This window comes from Pseudomonas sp. 8(2025), assembly GCF_052665325.1.
In genome coordinates this window covers 194,758-212,793 of sequence record NZ_JBQOIE010000004.1, presented here as the reverse complement: position 1 = coordinate 212,793, position 18,036 = coordinate 194,758, and the positions used below count along the sequence as shown (strand labels likewise).

13 protein-coding genes are annotated in these 18,036 nt (G+C 62.3%); 3 read left to right on the top strand and 10 right to left on the bottom strand.

What is annotated here, in order from left to right; translation table 11 throughout:
- Positions 1 to 15 precede the first annotated feature (15 nt).
- Both ACUXVH_RS10655 and ACUXVH_RS10650 read left to right on the top strand, forming a co-directional pair.
- Positions 16 to 1,521 carry a TolC family outer membrane protein gene (locus tag ACUXVH_RS10655; RefSeq protein WP_065364053.1) on the top strand — a complete coding sequence of 502 codons (1,506 nt, stop codon included), beginning with the start codon at positions 16 to 18 and terminating at the stop codon, positions 1,519 to 1,521.
- A 128-nt stretch (positions 1,522 to 1,649) separates the two neighbouring features.
- Positions 1,650 to 4,829, top strand: a complete 3,180-nt coding sequence (locus ACUXVH_RS10650; RefSeq protein WP_176707115.1) for an ATP-binding protein — start codon at positions 1,650 to 1,652, stop codon at positions 4,827 to 4,829.
- Here ACUXVH_RS10650 and ACUXVH_RS10645 read toward each other — a convergent pair.
- The 9 genes from ACUXVH_RS10645 to ACUXVH_RS10605 all read right to left on the bottom strand — a co-directional run bounded on the left by ACUXVH_RS10645 (position 4,826) and on the right by ACUXVH_RS10605 (position 15,011).
- Complete coding sequence (locus ACUXVH_RS10645; RefSeq protein WP_065364055.1) at positions 4,826 to 5,743, bottom strand: LysR family transcriptional regulator; 918 nt, start codon at positions 5,741 to 5,743, stop codon at positions 4,826 to 4,828. The two genes, ACUXVH_RS10650 and ACUXVH_RS10645, sit on opposite strands and share 4 nt — an antisense overlap.
- Positions 5,744 to 5,763: 20 nt before the next feature.
- Complete coding sequence (locus ACUXVH_RS10640) at positions 5,764 to 6,744, bottom strand: response regulator (protein ID WP_065364056.1); 981 nt, start codon at positions 6,742 to 6,744, stop codon at positions 5,764 to 5,766.
- A gap of 99 nt (positions 6,745 to 6,843) precedes the next feature.
- The gene (locus tag ACUXVH_RS10635; RefSeq protein WP_065364057.1) at positions 6,844 to 8,094 is read right to left on the bottom strand and encodes a TIGR02270 family protein; all 1,251 of its coding nucleotides are present in this window, start codon (positions 8,092 to 8,094) and stop codon (positions 6,844 to 6,846) included.
- Positions 8,095 to 8,118: 24 nt separating this feature from the next.
- Positions 8,119 to 9,000, bottom strand: a complete 882-nt coding sequence (locus ACUXVH_RS10630; protein ID WP_445494783.1) for a hypothetical protein — start codon at positions 8,998 to 9,000, stop codon at positions 8,119 to 8,121.
- Between the two features lie 27 nt (positions 9,001 to 9,027).
- Positions 9,028 to 10,140 carry a PAAR-like domain-containing protein gene (locus tag ACUXVH_RS10625; protein WP_445494781.1) on the bottom strand — a complete coding sequence of 371 codons (1,113 nt, stop codon included), beginning with the start codon at positions 10,138 to 10,140 and terminating at the stop codon, positions 9,028 to 9,030.
- Complete coding sequence (locus tag ACUXVH_RS10620) at positions 10,140 to 11,180, bottom strand: hypothetical protein (protein ID WP_445494876.1); 1,041 nt, start codon at positions 11,178 to 11,180, stop codon at positions 10,140 to 10,142. Before ACUXVH_RS10620 ends, ACUXVH_RS10625 begins: the two co-directional genes overlap by 1 nt.
- Positions 11,177 to 12,289: a DUF2169 family type VI secretion system accessory protein gene (locus tag ACUXVH_RS10615; RefSeq protein ID WP_011061290.1), complete on the bottom strand. Its 1,113-nt coding sequence runs from the start codon at positions 12,287 to 12,289 to the stop codon at positions 11,177 to 11,179. The genes ACUXVH_RS10620 and ACUXVH_RS10615 overlap by 4 nt, the downstream gene beginning before the upstream one ends.
- Positions 12,290 to 12,303: 14 nt before the next feature.
- Positions 12,304 to 12,750: a DUF6484 domain-containing protein gene (locus tag ACUXVH_RS10610; RefSeq protein ID WP_019095552.1), complete on the bottom strand. Its 447-nt coding sequence runs from the start codon at positions 12,748 to 12,750 to the stop codon at positions 12,304 to 12,306.
- An 11-nt stretch (positions 12,751 to 12,761) separates the two neighbouring features.
- The gene (locus ACUXVH_RS10605) at positions 12,762 to 15,011 is read right to left on the bottom strand and encodes a type VI secretion system Vgr family protein (RefSeq protein WP_445494778.1); all 2,250 of its coding nucleotides are present in this window, start codon (positions 15,009 to 15,011) and stop codon (positions 12,762 to 12,764) included.
- Between the two features lie 564 nt (positions 15,012 to 15,575).
- Here ACUXVH_RS10605 and ACUXVH_RS10600 point away from each other — a divergent pair.
- Entirely contained in the window at positions 15,576 to 17,267 is a 1,692-nt protein-coding gene (locus ACUXVH_RS10600; RefSeq protein WP_445494776.1) for a SulP family inorganic anion transporter, read from the top strand.
- 72 nt (positions 17,268 to 17,339) lie between these two features.
- Here the strand turns inward: ACUXVH_RS10600 and ACUXVH_RS10595 are convergent, their stop codons facing one another.
- Positions 17,340 to 17,999, bottom strand: coding sequence for a hypothetical protein (locus ACUXVH_RS10595; protein WP_445494774.1), 660 nt, complete (start codon positions 17,997 to 17,999; stop codon positions 17,340 to 17,342).
- Positions 18,000 to 18,036 lie beyond the last annotated feature (37 nt).

Sequence of the window (18,036 nt, the reverse complement as noted above, 5' to 3'; positions counted from 1 at the left end):
GTGTTAGATCCAACCATGAGCAAACCCATGAATTCGCGGCAGCGAGCCCTTGCCGGCTGGCTGCTTGTCGTCCCACTGCTGGTGGCGCCCCTGGCGCAGGCGGCCCCATTGCATCGGCAAGACCTGCCACAAGACTCGGCACAGCATCCGCCAGCCCATGTGCCACAACAGCGGCCCCAGGCGCTGCCCAGTGACCTGTGGCGGGTGTACCTGGATGCCCGGCAGAACAACAGCGAGCTGGCGGCGGCCCAGGCCGATCAGGCGGCCCGCGCCGAGGCGGTGCCCCAGGCCAGGGCCGGCCTGCTGCCCACGCTGTCCGCCAGTGCCGATCTCAATGCCACCAGCACCTCCCTGCAGCAGCCGCGGCAGGACACCCGGCGCAGTGGCACCAGTTATCAGGCGGTGCTGAACCAGCCGATATTCCGCGCCGATCGCTGGTTCACCCTCAAGGCCGCGCAAGCTGAAGACCAGCAGGCCCAGCTGGAGCTGGCCGCCGCCGAGCAGAAACTCATGTTCGACAGCGCCCAGGCCTACTTCGGCCTGCTCAAGGCCCAGGACGCCCTGGCGGCGGCCAAGGCCGAAGAAGCGGCGCTCAAGCGCCAGCAGCAACTGGCCGAACGGGGCTTGCAGCTGGGCCTGTCGGACCGCACCGATGTGCTGCAGGCCCAGGCCGGCCATGACACGGCGCGGGCCAACCGCATCGTGGCGCAGAAGCAGACCGACGATGCCTTCGAAGCCCTGGACACTCTGACGCATCAGCAGTACCAGGCAGTCCAGGGGCTGCGCCACGACATGCCGGTGCTGTTGCCCGAACCCAACGACGCCCGGCGCTGGGTGGACACGGCGGTGCGCCAGAACCTGACCCTGCAGGCCAGCCAGTTCGCCCTGGAGGCGACGCAGCAGACCCTGAGCGCGCGCAAGGCCGGGCACGCGCCGACCCTGGACGCGGTGCTGCGCTACCAGACCGGGGACAACGACGCCCTGGGCTACGGCAACAGCGATATCCGTGGCAATGGCTACGGTGGCAATGTCGAGCAGCGCACCGTCGGTCTGCAGTTGAACATTCCGCTGTTCAGTGGCGGCCAGACCCGCTCCCAGGTGCGCGAAGCCCACCAGCGGATGAACCAGCGCGAGTACCTCAACGACGGCTTGCGGCGTCAAGTAGTGGAGCAGACCCGCAACCTGCATCGCGGTCTCAACAGTGGTGTCGATCAGGTGCAGGCGCGGCGCCAGTCGATCATCTCCAACCAGGGCGCCGTGCTGGCCTCGCAGATGGGCTTTCAGGTCGGAACCCGCAATATCGTCGATGTGCTGGAGGCGCAGCGTCAGCTCTATAACGTCGTGCGCCAGTACAACAACAGCCGCTATGACTACATTCTCGACACCCTGCGGCTCAAGCAGGCGGTGGGGACATTGTCGCCCCAGGACCTCAAGGCGCTTTGTGATTACCTCAAGGCCGACTACGATCCGGACCGCGATTTTCTGCCGCCGGAGTTTCCGCGCCGGCTGGCAAAACGCTGACAGGGCCAGGCAATGCCTCGGACAAGGGTTGGCGGGCACCGATTTTTTTCAGGTAAAGGGGGACAGGGTTGTACGGGTTATTGGACTTCTTCGACAGTCACAGGCGCTGCTGTTATGCCCTGGGCGTGATGATCGCGGGCGGCGCCGCAGGGGCGCTGGGCAACTACTACCGTGTGCAGGTCGAAGACGTCTACCGCGCCAGCATCCAGATGCAGACCCGGGAGCAGGCCCAGGACCTGGAACAATGGAAATCCAACGGTTTTGCCATTGGCGCACTGTCGATCCTCGGGCGTCACAACCCCTCGCTCAAGCGCATTGTCCTGGAGCCCGAACCCTCTGCGGACCTGATGGAGCGGGCCACCATTCCCCTCAAGACCCTGTCCCTGGTGGTGGAAGCCAACCATGCGTTTGTTCTCAACCGGGAAGGGGTGGTGGTAGCGGCCCATGACCAGCACGGGCAGACGCCCCTGGGGCTGAACGTGGCCTTCCGCCCCTACTTCAAGGTGGCTCTCGATGGCGGCAGCAGTGTCTACGGCGCCATCAGCGCCACCACCGGCACTCGCATGTTCTACATGGCGGTGCCGATCTTCGAGTCGCGTACGCGCCAGGACAAGGTGATCGGGGTGCTGGTGGCGCGTTTTGATGCCGATAGGCTCGATGCCAGCCTGAGCAAGCCGTACAGCGACGATCTGCAGATGATCCTGTCCCCCAGCGGCGTGGTGCTGGCCGCCAGTTCCCCGGCCTTTATCCTCAAGTCCGACCGCGCCTGGCCCTGGAACCGGTTCACGGGGGAGATCCGCCGCCAGTTCAGCGACTATCGGTTTGCCAACGGGGTGCCCGAACGCTTGCCCTTCGATGCCCATCAGTCGGTGATCCAGCTGGACGGCCGGCGCTATAGCCTGTCCCGGGTGGATTTCGACTGGAATGACCCGAGCGGTCCCTGGACCCTGATCACCCTGGGCGACCTGGATACGCTGTTGCCGGGGGAACAGGTGCTGCTGATCGAGGGGCTGAGTGCCCTGGTGTTCTTGCTGTTGCTGTGGGGCGGCCTGCGGCGCCTGGCCGATGCCCGGCGGCACAAGCGCGACGTGGCGCAGATCGAGCAGAGCGAACAGCGCCTGGACATGGCCCTGCAAAGCGGGGCCCTGGGCCTGTGGGACTGGAACCTCAGCCTGGGGACGGTCATCAACAACGATGTCTGGCTGCAGATTCTTGGCTACAGCAAACAGCAGATGGAACAGGCTTTCGGCCATGGCCTGGAGCGCTGGACCGCTCTGGTGCACCCGGACGACTACGAGCCAGTCATGGCCCGGCTCAAGGCGCACCTGAACGATGAAGTCGGCGAATACCGCGCTGAGTACCGCATGCGCAACAAAGAGGGGCAATGGCTGTGGGTGCTGGACATCGGCAAGATCATGCAGCGCGACGCCAGTGGAGCACCGACGCGGGTCACCGGGGTGCTCCAAGACATCAGCGAGCGCAAGGCGGTGGAAGCGCAAATCCAACAGTCACGACAGGATGCCGAGCGGGCGACCCAGGCCAAGTCGGAGTTTCTCGACTGCATGTCCCATGAGATCCGCACGCCGCTGAACGCGATCATCGGCATGGCCCACCTGGCACTGGATCTGCCGCTGGAGCCGGTGCAGCGCGACTACATCGAAAAGATCGACCGTGCGGCCAAACACCTGGTGGGCACCATCAACGGCGTGCTCGACCTGTCGAAGATCGAAGCCGGCAAGCTGAGCATGGAGCAAGTGGGCTTCGACCTGCGGGAACTGGTGGACGATGTGTTGCTGCTGGTCCGCCAGCGCGCGGAAGAAAAGGCGCTGCGGCTGCAACTGGATATTCCGGCTTCACTGCCGCGCCGTTATGTGGGTGATCCGCTGCGTCTGGCCCAGGTGCTGACCAACCTGGTGGACAACGCGATCAAGTTCACCGAGGCCGGCCATGTCTGTATCGGTGTGTGCCTGGTGCGCCAGTGGGATCATCAGGCGCTGCTGTGCTTCAGCGTCACCGACACCGGGGTGGGCATCAGCGACGAGCAGCAGGCCCGCTTGTTCAATGTCTTTGTCCAGGCCGACCGGTCCATCAGCCGGCGTTATGGCGGCAGCGGCCTGGGGCTGACCATCTCGAAGAAAATCGTGCAACTGATGCAAGGTGATATCCGGGTGAAAAGCCAGCCAGGGCAGGGCGCAACATTCAAGTTCAGCGTGCAGTTGAGCCTGTCGCCGTTACCGCTTGAGGAAAACTGCACCACGCCTGCCGCGCCGGCGACTGGCGCCACAGCGGGGCAGGGCGCGATCAATGACCCGGTACGCTGGCTGGCGGGGACGCGGGTGCTGGTGGTCGAGGACAACGGGCTCAACCAGGAAGTGTTGCAGGGCCTGCTGCAGCGCGTGGGGGTCCAGGTGGTGCTGGCGGCGAACGGTGCGCAGGCCCTGCGTCTGTTGCTTGAGGAGGGGCGCTTTGACGCTGTGCTGATGGATTGTCAGATGCCGGTCATGGACGGCTTCGCCACGACCCGCAAGATTCGCGGGTATCCGCACCTGCGGTGGCTGCCGATCATTGCCGTGACCGCCAGTAGCCAGGCCGATGTGCAGGGCAGGGCGGTGGCGGCTGGCATGAGCGATCTGCTGAGCAAGCCCCTGGAGGTCGCGGCGTTCTATCGGACCCTGGTGCGCTGGATCAAAGCGACGGACATGCCGGTAGCGCAAGTTCCGGCGCCTCCGGGTACAAGCGTCTTGAACTCGACTTATGCAGGCATCGACGCCGCGCGCGGGCTGGCGGTGGTGAACCAGGACCTGGCCCTGCACCGCAAACTCCTGGCCGACTTTCGTGACAGCCAGCAGCAGGTCATCGAACGCTTGTGGCAAGCCCATGCCGCAGGGGACCTGGCCGCCCTCGGCTTTCTGGCCCACAGCCTGCAGGGCAACGCCGGGAACATCGGTGCCACGGCGGTCAAAGAGGCCGCTGGACAACTGGAGGAACAGGCGGGCGGGCCGGCAGCGCTGGGGCCGTTGATCGAGCAGCTGGCGCGGTGCCTGGAACCGGTGCTGGCCGGCCTGGCGTCCCTGCCAGGGGCAGCCGACGGGGATCTGGCACCGCAGCAGCTGGGGCTGGACCCTGAGCAGGTGTTGACACTGGAGCGCTTGGCCAAGCTGCTGCTCAGCCATAATGCCCAGGCCCTGGCGCTGATCGATGAACTGTACGAGCAATACCCCTGTGGCCCTCTGCGGGCCATTCAAGAGCGGATCTACCGGTTGGAGTTCCAGCAGGCCCATGACCTGCTTGTCGACTTCCAGGGCTAGCGGGTGTCCTGGGTCAGGGCCTGATAGCGGGCCATGCGGTCGGTGCAGTGCTCGACCAGGCATTGATGCAAGGCGCGCAACGACGAAGTGATCTGCGAGCGGTGCGAGACCACCAGATTCAGCGGCGCCGCGTCGGACTGCCAACCGGGCAGCAACGGCAGCAGGCGACCGGCGAGCAGGTCCTCCACGACATTGAGCAGCGGCAGGTTGACCACGCCATGGCCAGCCACGGCCCAGCGCCGTGCGGCATCGCCATCATCACAGCAAAAATGCCCTTGTACCGGCACGTCCTCGACCTTGCCGGCCCCATGGAAACGCCAGCGGCCCTCCGGGCGGCCAATGCTGTGGCAGATGATGCATTCGTGCTCGCTCAGCTGTTCCGGTGACTCGGGCTGGCCATGCTCGGCCAGGTAATCTGGCGCGGCGCAGGCGATGAAGTAATGCTGCTTGAGCACCGGTAGCTCGACCAGATCCAGTGCCAGGTTCTTGCCGTAGCGCAACGCCGCATCGAAGCGGCCCTTGAGCAGGTCCTCTTCCTTGTCGCTCAGCGCCAGCTTGATGTACATGCGCGGCCGTTCCTGCTTGAGCCGGGCGAGCATGTCCAGCAGCAGGTTGCGGCCCAGGTCGGAAGACACCGTGAGTTCCAGCATGCCGTCATCGTGGCGCAACGAGCGCTTGCCGTTGGCCAGGATCTTCAAGGCGTGCTGGGCACTTTCCAGGTAGCGTGCGCCTTCGGGGGTGAGCTTCATGGTGCGGGTGGAGCGGGTGAACAGCCGCACGCCGAGGCGGTTTTCCAGGCGCTTGAGCCCCAGGCTGGCGGCAGCCGGGGTGATCGACATGACGCGAGCGGCGGGGGACAAGCCCTGCAGCTCGGCGATCAGAATGAACAGCTCCAGATCTGCGAAGTTAGGCATTGGCCAGGCTCACCATCCATTCACCGGCCGAAAAAGCTCTGTGACGAACTCAGCAAGGCCGCCGACAGCGGCTCCGGGTCGCCGGCGATGCACTGCTCGAACCCGGGCTGGCGGTACATCTGGCCCATGGCTTGCGCATGCCGACTGTGGAGGTCCTCGGTGCTGGCCTGGAGCAGGCTCAGGTGGTAGTTCAGTGCCAGGGCGAACAGACGGGCCGACAGGGACAACCGCTCGCAGGTGTGCAGCTCGCCAGGGCCCTTGAGCAAGGCATCGGCGTGGGTGATTTTCCAGGCAAGGTTGAGGATCGGGTCTTCCGGCTCGGCGTGGGCGAGAATCTCTTCAATCAGCAGCCTGCTGTGACCCAGGGCCTGATCGATACGGCTGCCCGGCTGATTGAGGCCCATCAGCGCCAGGCAGGCAGCGCTGCGCAAGGCCGCGGGGTCGCGCCGGCTCGGGCTGCTGCGCAGCAGAATCGACAGGGTATCGAGCAGGGCCTGGAGGCGAATCTGCGGATTGCCGGCCAGTTGCAGGGTCAATGCACTGACAAAACCGTCGCGCATGTCGCTGCCGGCGCAAGGTCCGGCCACCGCTTGCAGGTCATGCAGGGGTTTGTTGCGGTAGCCCAGTTGCGTTGCCACCCGGGCCAGTACCACAGGGGGCGAAATCGGCTTGGCGATGTAATCGGCGGCGCCCAGCAGCAGCCCCAGGCGTTCGTCTTCGACGCTGCTGCGCGAGGTCAGGAAAATCACCGGAATGGCTGCAGTCGCCGGATGACTCTTGAGCTCGCTGAGCACCTGGAAGCCATCCATCTCCGGCATCAGGATGTCGAGAATGATCAGATCGGGGCTGGCACTGCGAGCCAGGGCCAGGCCACGTTCGCTGTTCTTTGCCAGCAGCACTTCATATTCGGCGGTCAGGGTTTTCGACAGCACGATCAACGATTGCGGATCATCGTCGATGGCCAGGAGCGTATAGGGCTTGGGAACATGCTCTGCGGGCATGACGAGGGGGCCTGAACAAAATAGGCCGGCAGTCTAGCGTATTTGGTTTATGGGTACCTAGCGTCCAGCTGCCGCAGTCGAAGAGAATGAATCGCCTGCTCATCCTCCGGACAACAACCGCTTTTGCCGCCAGGCCGGTGCGCTGGTGGGAAAAAGCACTTCGGTCGGCCGGAAGCGGGCGATGCCGTAGGCGGCGGCAATACGCTGGCGTTGCTGGCCCCGGACAAGCGCTTGCTGAAAACTGCTTTCGCGCTGCGCCAGCCCCAGCACATAGCCCACGCCCGCCTGGAAATCACCTCCATGGGCCTGCCACCAGGCTGCGATCAACTGCGGGTCGGGCCAGGGTAGATTCTCATCGGGGTCCATGGCGACACTGGCATCCTCAGGGTCGTCGTTCGGGCCTGCATCGAAATCCGGCAGGTCCTGCAATTCCAGATCGAGTAACGCCAGGTCTGCCCCAGTAATCTGGCTGAAGGCCTCGCCGGCGACGCGGGCATGAGGCAGGTCGCTCATCTGCTGGATCAGCCAGGGCACGCTGACCGGGTCGCCCAGCAGCCCAACGGCCTGGATGCCGACGCGCTGTTGCTCGGGGTTCTGTATCAACTGGCGTATCCAGGCGATGCTGTGCTCACGCCTTTGCCAGGCCAGCAGTACACAGAGCGCGCGGTACTGGAACTGGCCCGGTTGCTCGGCGAACTGCCGCAGCGGCTCCAGCGCCTTCTCGTCGCCCATCTGCGCGGTGGCCCAATTGGCCCAAAAGCGCGTGGCGGTGTCCTGGTGTTGCCGATGGCTGCGAATGGTCGGCATCAGGTCTCGACGGCGCAGCTCGCCGGCAGTGCGGGCGGCACGTGCCAGGACGCTTGGGTCGGCGTGGGAAAGGCCGGTAAGCAGGGCTGGGCCGGGGTCGTGGCGGTGCATGCCACAGGCGGCCAGGCCGAGGCGCAGAAACAGGGGGTCGGGGGAGGCGAGCAGGCGATCGATCCAGGGCGAAACCCACTTCCAGTCGAGCCAACCCAAGGCCATCAGGTAGCCGCTCTCCGTTTCTACGGCACTTCGCAAATGCTCGCTGAGCCGTGACAACACCTGTGCGTTACCCGCCTCGAAGGCCAGCACCACACTGGCGAACAGCTCGCCAATGGCGTGTGGCCCAAGTTGAGCCAACAGGGTTTCCAGGCCGCAGGTGCCGGCGACGCGAAGGCCGTCAAGGTGGGCGTCGATGCGCTCGTCAAGTTGGCTGAGGTGGTCGAAGTCGTAGTGCGGTGCGCCCAGGGCATAGTCCCGCAGGACGGCGAGGAAGCTGGCTTCTTCGACATGTTGATCTAAAATCAGCGAAATCAACTTCGAGTACATTTCAAAGTCTTGAGAAATAGTGGGTTAAGCAAGTTTCCTCCAGCTCTGCCCGTCATGTACCAAGATATCCTTTTGGCCAACAGACCAAAGCGCCCCGTTTTTAGCGGAAAGACAGTAGCAAGTATTGGGCTTTGGCATATTCCAGTTGACTGGCCGCAAAGAACTTTCATCGAGAACGTATACTTCGAACAAGGTGGCTAAATAGATTTTTCCTTGGTGTTCAGCAATGCTCCAGAAATCATCGGTGAACTCTTCGAGATCGATAATTTCCCATGTGTCTGCTCTGCCACGCAACAAAGTGCCTTGGCGGCCACATAAATAACAATAACCATCAGAGGCGCATATCAATGCAGTTATTTTAAAGTTGGTTGGACTGTCGACTTGCCGCCAGTTGCCTTGCTCCCGCAGCCATATTTCTCCCTTCCAGCCGGCGGCATAGATTTCATCATTGGAGAAACCGCCCAGTGCTTCGAAGCCAAAAACACTGTCTTTACTCGTAGGCTTTGGGGCATGTACAGGCTGCCAGGCAGAAGATCCATGGCGTACATACACTTCTCGGGACACTCCGCACAAGTAGGTATATTCGCCTATCGAGCTTATCCCTCTGAGCATTAGCGGTGGCGGATCCATTTCCGACAAGCTGAGGGTCGAGCCGAGATAGCCTTCCCCAATTTCACCCTCTTCGGATATTGCCAGCATCTGTTGTGACCGGTCGGTGGTCATGGCAACGGTATCCCAAGTCGCCTCGCCAACTTCTCGCCACTTTCCAGAGTTGTACTCCAGGAAAATAGTGTGCGAAACGTCCTGGGCTTCTAGTCCTATTTCCCGAAAAGCGAAAAAAGATTTTTGTGCGTCTACGGCGGCAACATAAGCGTAGTAATAATCTTCCAGCCATTCGTCAGCCATATGAATATCCGTTTATTGGGTGGTGGCTCAAGGGGAGGGCCTTCTCGCAGTACGGTTCAATACCGCTGGCTTACTTCTTCCGCTTGGTGAATGTTTTACTTTAGGGGGCTGCGTATTTGGCGGTAACATTTTTTTATGCCCGTCGGCCAACTGTGCCGTGAGGCAGCGTTCGCTACAGTTTGACTCGGGAAACGCGCCACGAGTACTTTGGGCCGCCATGGAGGCCTCTTTACCGAATTCGCGCATATCGCCTTTCTTGACCCCAGCGATAACCCCCAGGGCTTTATGCTCGCTGTGTCGGACACCATGACTCCCATGAGTGTTCCCCCAGCCCTCAACGCACATACAAGGCGCCGTATCTTTCGAATACTCTTCCCAGCCGGGCTGGCGCTTGTTGTTACTGAACGCTCCTACAGAAAATGAGCTTTTCGGTATGACATGGTCAGGTGTTTGTGCTGGACAGCATCCGGCTATACCTGCTTCGTCCTTAGGGCGGTAGGGTACTAACTGACAGCGGCGAGCCGACAAGCATTTGTTTGCTTTGGCTCTTATCGCTGTTTTGCTGGCCCAAGCGCTTTCATTGACCATTGCACCGCTCAGCTCGGCCTCTTTACAAACATTCTTTTCACCGTACGGTTTGTATTCCTGGCAGGATTTTCTTTCTCTTTTTTTCTCCCTTTTGCATTTTCCCTGGGTGCTCGGCGACATCTTGGAAAGGTGAGGCCAGGGAGGGGTATTACCTGGCTGTGAAGCATGGTTATGCGTCGTCATGTCAAGGTGCCGTACTACGTTTTGACCTTCGAACTTCACATTCATCGACCAGGAAGTGAAGTACACCTTCCCCTTGATCTTGCTAGTGATGACCCCCTTCTTGGGCGCATTCCCAGCCTCATCCCCATAACTTGTCTTGAAGTAACTCTTGTCCTTGAGCATCACCTCTTTGCGGGTGATCTTGACCGTTCGTGTGCCCCGGGTGGTGTCCTTGGACATACCCGTATTGGGGTAGGGAATGGGTACCCCCATCGGTGTCGGCGGAGCCACGGGCGGGGTGAAGCAGACATCCGGAAAGCAGGCGACGGACTTGCCATCGGCCGCCTTGCAGGAAATCTCCATATTGTTGGCATACACCTCGTTGGCCATCAGGCAGCCCTCACGGTCTGGTAGCTGAGCAGGGCGGCGGCGCGTTGGCCGGCGTCGTTGCCGAGGTGGCAGAGGATATTCGGGCCGTCACCGTAGCCCTTGCGGCTGGCGGCCAGGGCCACGGCCAGCATCGTCGGGCCGATGGCGGCGCCGACTTCGCCAATGCAGTCGGCCGGGTGCCAGAGGTGGAAGAACTCCTTGCGCACCCGCAGGGTACGGCTCAGGGCCAGGGAGGCTTCCTTGAAGTAGTACTGCTCGCCGGAGATGTCGGTGAGCCGATAATCCATTTGCTCCAACCCACAGCCAACCTCGCTCAGGGCAGCGCGTACGGCTTGAGTCAGACCTTCGGCGCGCAGGGGAGTACCTTCGGCCTCCACGGTGGCCTTCTCCACGCCGAACCCCAGGCCGAGGCAGGCCAATTGCGGCTCTTCGCTGGCAACGGGGGCGGCCAGCACCACGGCGGCGGCGCCTTCGCCGGGGATAAATCCGTTGGAGTTCTGGCTAGTGAGCAGGCGATCGCGTGCTTCGAAAGCGGCCAGCGTCGATCCATTCAAAAAGGAGTCGACGCCGGCAATCAGCACGTGGCGATGGCCGCCCTGGTAGATCAGCGTACGCGCATCAAGCAGGGCCACGGCAGCGCTGACCCGTCCATAGGCGATGACATTGGAACTGGGATGAAAGCGCAGGCCCAGTTCGGCTTCGATGGCGTGCAGCAGCCCCTTATCGAGGCCGTCGAGGCGGCCGGGGCGCTCGACTTCCGCCACCCCCAGCAGCAGCGGGGTCTTTTCCGGGTCGACGTTAGGGGTGCTTTGCAGCGCCTCGGCGATGGCGCAGGCGGCCATCTTGATCAGTTTGCTGCGCCCACGCCAGGGCTGCTCCAGAGGCACGCTGGCAGCGATCAGCCATTCGCCGCCGCAGTCGATGAAGCGGGTTTCCTGGAAGTTATCGATAGCGCAGCGAATCGCCGCGCAGCTCGCGGGTGCGCTGAGGCCAACGGCGCTGACCATGCCGGAACCGATGATGCAAAGTGCAGTCATCAGTCTGTCTCCTCGGGGGCGTGCCTGGCTTTTACCAGGGAGGAGAGCGACGGGTAGTAATCCTTGCCCAGTTCGCGGGCGCGCCACCAGCCTGTGGACATAGTGCCGACCAGCACCTGAGCGATCTCGAACATGTTGTGTCGTAGTGCACGAGAGACACGCCAGGTCAGTTGCACCTGGAGCGCGTCTGTGTCGATCAGCAGGGTATCGATCACCGCCTGCACAGTCTCGTGACCGCCTTTTTTCAGAAAGAAGGTCACCGGCACGTCCATTTCGGGGATGCGAAAGCCCGCGCGCTCCTGGCGTGTGAGGTTGAGCAGCAACACATCCTCGCCGCCACGCAGGTAAGGAATCTGCTGATCGTCAGGGGCCGCCTGAAAATAGCGACGGTCGAAATCACCCGGTAGAAACGGAAAGCGGTCGGCCAGCCAGGCATCGTCGTAAGTGCCAGCGAAGCGAGCACGTTGCGGCCAGCTGCGGCCGATGGGGCCAAGGGCCATAGGACGGAAGTCGCCAGAGGGACTATCGATCGCCTTGCCCAATTCCTCGGTGCTCGGCATCGGCATGCCGACGATGGCAGCACTACCCATGCGGCTTGGAAACCAGCCACAACCGGTCGGATTGTCCAGGTAGCTGTAACGCAATTCGGAGTCTTCCGCCATCGGATGGCTGCCGCCAAAGGCCTGGGCATAAGAGATGTCCTGCTCGATGAAGGGCTGCGGCAAGCCGGGAGAAACGCCCAGTAGCCCCAATTGCCATTGTCGGGGGCCGAGCACGGAAAAGGCCTTGCTCATCTGACCGACGCGAATGCCCGCAGCCATCTGGCTCACGGGTCGCCCGCCTGGGGCATAGGCCTTGCCGCGCACCAGCACGTCGCAGAACGGCTTGACCGGTGCGAAGTCCATTTCCTGCAGGGGGGCGCTGAGACCGGGTTCGCCGAGGAAGGTATCGGCCATCAGCAGCGGTTGCTGGGTCTCGGCCAGGGTCGCCGCGCGGCCGTCCAGAGGCAGATTAAACGTGCCTTTGACCACCACCACCAGGGATTCGCGGCCATCGGGCTCCATGCCCTGGGTATAGGCAGCAAGCAGTTTGCTGGCGTTGAGCAGTTCCATAGGCGACTACCTGTCTAGTTGATCTGCACCGAACCACCCTTGATGCGGTTGACCCCGCTGGAGCGACTGGACAGGTAGGCGCCCTGGATGATCACTTTGCCCGCGCGGGTCAGGGTGATGCTGGCCTTGCCGCAACGCAGCACGATCTCGCGTTCGGCGCGCAGTTCCAGGCGCTGGTCGTCCAGTTGCACGCTGGCAACCGGTTCGGGTGCCATGGCCTGGCTCAGCAGGCGGCCGATCACAAGCGGGCGGGAAGGGTCGCCATCTTCGAACATCAGCGCCACTTGGCTGCCGATGTCTTCAGGGGAGAGCAGGGTGGTGCTGCGGGCGGCGATGCTCTGTTGCTCGGGGCAGCCGGGGTAGGTCACCCAGGGCGCACTGGCCTGTGGCAGGTCGAGCAGTACACCGACGACTACGCCATCGATGCGGGCCTGCGTGGGCAGTGAGTATTGAACCGTCATACGCGTTACTCCTAGTTTTGCAGGATCTTGCGTCCCTTGATCACCACGTTCTTGTTGGCCTTGATGTTGATCGCGCCAGAGCCGTCTATGGTGATGTCCTTGCCGCTGATGCTGATGGTGCCGTCCTTCTTCATGACGATGCTGGCTTTGCCGGTCATGATGGTCACCGAGTCACCGGCATCGATGACAAGGTTCTTGCCCACCGTCAGCTCATCGTCCTTGCCAATATCGGTCGTGCGTCCTGCGCCGACCTGGCGCGATTCGTTGTCTTTTACCGTCGTTGAAAGATTGGCTCCGACGTCCACCGAGCGGTTGGTACCCACATTGGTCGACTGGTAGAGGCCCACGTTGACGTTTTGGTAGGCCCCTACATTCACCGTTTGAAAGGCACCGATGACAACTTCCTGCGCGGCGCCGATGGCGATCGTCTCGTTGATACCTACCACATGGGTGCGTTGCAGGGCCACGGTCGCGGTTTCGCTGGCGCCCACGCTGATGGTGCGGTTGAGGCCTATGCTGATCGTCTCGTTACTGCTGACGCTTTCGGTACGGTTGACGCCAATGCTGATGTCCTCGTTGTTGCCCACGCTTTCGGTGCGGTTGACGCCGATGGTGATGGTCTCGTTGTGATCGACGGTTTCGGTGCGGTCGTGTTTGACATGCACAGTCTCGTCGTTATCGATGGTCTTGCTGCGGTCGTGGCCGACCCAGTGGGTCTCGTCGTTCTCGACCTCGATGTCCTGGTTCTTCTCGGCATGGATAAACAGTTGCTCCGCACCTTTCTTGTCCTCCATGCGGATTTCATTGAAGTTGGCCGGTGAGCCGTCCTTGCTCGAACGGCTTTTCACCCCGCTCTGAGTGGCATTGGCCGGTAGCGTGTAGGGCACGGTCTGTTCGGCGTTGTAGACGCGGCCAGTGATGATCGGCCGATCCGGGTTGCCTTCGATGAAACTGACGATCACTTCCTGACCGATCCGCGGGATTTGCACCGCTCCCCAGTTCTTGCCGGCCCAGGCCTGGGACACGCGCATCCAGCAGGAGCTATTGGCATTGGACTGGTCGTGGCGGTCCCAGTAGAAATGCACTTTGACCCGGCCATACTGGTCGGTCCAGATCTCCTCGCCATCGGGGCCGACCACCACGGCGGTCTGCGGCCCGCGAACAATGGGCATGGGGGTCAGGGGAAGAGGGCGGAAGGCCTGGCTGGCATCCATGCAGTCCAGCTCGCTGGTGAACTGCTCGGACAGGTCCAGCTGCGCATTTTCATAGAGTTCCTGGCGGATCTGATAGCGTGCGAACACCACCAGGTATTCGCGGTTCTGGTCCTCGCGCTCGTAGCCGGTCAGCTTGAACAAATGGCCGCAGCCCAGCCCGCGGGCGCGGCCGCGCAGCTGCACGCGCTCGAACTGGCTGTGAATGGCTTCGATGCGGGTACGCGCGTAGTGCTCGCCGTCGTTGCTCTGAACGTATTCACCGGGGTAGTCGTAGAGCGGGTGGTCGCCGTTGCTGTGACTGCGCGACACACTGGAGCGCACCTCCAGTCTGGCGCGGGGGCGCTTGAAGTCGTAGTCGTTTAGCTCCAGAGAACCGGGTTGGACTTCCCGCTCCAATTGCCAATCGTAGAAATGGTCGCGCTCGCGCATTTGCCGATCGGGCGGGTAGAAGGGCACCGAGTCATAGTCGGCCACCGTGGAGTGGGCGCCATAGGCGTCGGCAAACACCAGTACATGACGCGCCTGCTCATGGCGAAAGTAGTAATAGATGCCTTCGTGCTCCATCAACCGGCTGACGAAGTCAAAGCTGGTTTCACGGTACTGCACGCAATATTCCCACTCGCGGTAGTTGCCGCTCAGGCTGTCTTCGAAATCGGAGAAACCGAGGTCGCGGAACACCTGCTTGATGATCTCCGGCACCGTTTTGTTCTGGAAAATCCGGCAGTCCGAAGTGCGCGTGAGCAGCCATAACCAGGGCCGCAGGCTGACGCGGTAGCCGGCGAACTGACCGTGGCCGTTCACTTGCCGGCAGCTGCAGACAATGCCGTGGAAATAGCGTTTGCTGCCGTCGTGCAGCTCCAGGGTCAGGCCCATCGGCTTGCCCAGCAACTGGTCGAATGTGATCGCTCGGTTTTCGGAGGTGAGGTCCAATTCGTAGTGGAACAATCGCCCCAGCTCTTCGTTGCCTTCCATGCTCTGCAGCAACAGGACATCGCCGCCGAGGGGACTGTCGACCTGCACCAAACGGTTGTTTTGCGTTATTGCCATAAACGACTTCCTCTGGCTCGTGTTCGGGCGTCAGTCGTCCGTCTCGCGGGGTCAGGGGAAATCGTGTCCATCCATCGCGGTACATCCACCACAGAGATGATCTCCATATCGGCCTCATAGGCACTCAGTCAAAGCGAACGTACGAGTCAATCCGGCTTCTGCGGATTAACCTTCTGTCCAGAGCCACTTGGGCATCACCTCTAACAATTTCGGTTAAAGTCTTAGCGCGGTTTAATCCTAGTCAAGAAACTCTCCGACCAATGGAGCGAACACCGAGCCGTTTCAAGGTAGGTGACCGACGGTCATTTTTTGCCTGGCTACGAGCGCGACGACATGCACCGGGAGGTGGCGCGTCATCGTGGTTGTTCATCTATAGCGGCCCAAGCTCACCACCACCTGCGCCTCAGCGAGTTGCCCATGGCCAAGCACCTGGGTGAATCGAAGCAAAAGCTGCTCCAGCTCATGGCGCTAAGTTGCCCGATTCGCTTGAATAACGCCCCGCGTCGCCTTGCCAAACAAGCGCGCAGCCAAAGAATAAAACGGAATATTTCGAAAGGACCCGGCATGTCGTTATCCCGCTGTCTATCTGGCCTGTCCAACTTGCTGCACTACCGCCGCGAATGGTTGCGCGCCGACCTGCGGGCCGGCTTGTCCGTGGCGGCTATCCAGATCCCGATTGCCATCGCCTATGCGCAGATTGTCGGCCTGCCACCGCAGTACGGGCTTTACGCCTGTGTGCTGCCGATGATCGTCTATGCCTTGATCGGCAGCTCGCGGCAACTGATGGTCGGCCCCGATGCCGCTACTTGCGCCATGCTCGGCGGGGCCGTGGCGCCTTTGGCCATGGGCGACCTGCAGCGTACCGTCGAATTGTCGATGATCGTCACCGCGCTGGTGGGCCTGATGCTGATTGCCGCCGGGATCGCCCGGGCGGGTTTTATCGCCAGCTTCTTCTCGCGGCCGATCCTCATCGGCTACCTCAACGGCATCGGTCTGAGCCTGATCGCCGGGCAAATGGGCAAGGTGGTGGGCTTCAAGATCGAAGGCGACGGCTTCATCCTGGGGCTGGCGGACTTTCTCCAGCGCCTGGGGGAGATCCATGGCCTGACCCTGGCCGTCGGCCTGGCCAGCCTGGGTCTTTTGATCTGGCTGCCGCGACGCTATCCGCGCGTACCTGCGGCGCTGCTGACGGTGGCGCTGTTCACCTTGCTGGCCGGGCTATTGGGCTTCGACCGCCTCGGAGTGGCGATCCTCGGTCATGTGCCGGCCGGGATGCCGGAGTTGTCCTGGCCCAAGACCACCCTGGAGGAAAGCAAGAGCCTGCTGCGCGACGCGCTGGGCATCGCTACCGTGAGTTTCTGCAGCGCCATGCTCACTGCCCGCAGCTTCGCCGCGCGCCATGGCTACGCGATCAACGCCAACCATGAATTCATCGCCCTGGGCCTGAGCAACCTGGCCGCCGGTGCCTCCCAGGGCTTTGCCATCAGCGGTGCGGATTCGCGTACCGCGGTCAATGACATGGCCGGAGGCAAGAGCCAGCTGGTGGGCATCATCGCCGCCCTGGCGATTGCGCTGATTCTGCTGTTTTTCACCGCGCCCATGGCGTGGATTCCGCAGCCGGCCCTGGGCGCGGTGCTGTTGATGGCGGGCTGGGGCTTGCTCGACGTCAAGTCCCTGAAGCAAATCTACCGCCTGAGCCGCTTCGAGTTCTGGCTGTGCCTGCTGACCACCGTCAGTGTGCTGGGGCTGGGCGTGCTGCCGGGCATCATGTTCGCCGTGACCCTGGCCATCCTGCGCCTGCTGTACAGCATCTACCAACCCACCGACGCGGTGCTGGGCTGGATGCCGGGCATCGAAGGCCAGGTGGACATCCGCCAGTACCCGCAAGCCCGCACTGTGCCCGGCCTGGTGATGTATCGCTTCGACGACGCGATCCTGTTCTTCAACGCCGACTACTTCAAGATGCGCCTGCTGGACACCGTGCAGCGCGAGAGCCAACCCGAGGTGGTGCTGTTCGATGCCGAGGCGGTGACCGATATCGATGTCAGCGGCATCGCGGTGCTGCGGGAAATCCGCGAGACCCTGGCCGCCCAGGGCATCTACTTCGCTATCGCCCGTGCCCGCGGTACTTTCCTGGCGATGCTGGAACGTTCGGGGATGACCCGGGAAATGGACAGCCAGTTGCTGTTCGGTTCGGTGCGTTCGGGGATCAGGACCTACCGCATATGGCGCAACAGCATGCGCGGCAAGCAATGAAGCAGAGGAGGGTGACCGGCAGGGAGCAGCCCTGCCGGCGCTTGATCGAGGCTCAGCCAGGCTGGCCCGGCATCACTGGGTGATGGTCATGCTGCTGGTGGCCTGGACCGAGCCATAGCGGATGCGCGGATACGTCGGGTCGGCGTAGCTGAAATCCATCACCGTGCCGACGGAACCGAAGTACAGGGCCTGGCAATTGAAGTTCACCGCGACCTGGCCGCCGTAAGGAGTGACCCCGATGGCGACCTGGGTCGGCCCGGTCCATTCGATCTTGCAACCCAGCGTACCGCCTGCTGCGCCGGCATTGTATCCACGACAGTTCAAGGTGGCGTTGCCGTTGCTGGTATTGGGAAAGCCCGCCCATTTGGCGATGGCCAGGTTGGCCGAGCATGAAGTGTTGACGCTGCTGGCTCCCGGGGCGAGCTTGTAGACCCCCGACGGTGGCGCAAGCGTTGCCGTGACGGGCGTCAATGGCAGCGCGGCAAGGCTCGATGCCGCCTGGTTTTCCACCACGGTGGTGGGCGAGGGCGGGAGCTTGCACACCACCACGGCGCCGACGTCGTCGGACTTCTTCAACTCACCCAGCGCAGTGATATCGGCGCCGCCCTTCAACTCGCAGAAGAGTTTGCGCAACTGGGCTTTCTCTTCGCTGTCAGCCATGGACGAGGCCTGGGCCAAAGGTGCAAGTGCCAGGCCAATGACTGCAGCCATCAGCACGCTTGAACGTTTCATGATCGATTCCTTATCGGGTTATGACTGGCTGCACCCT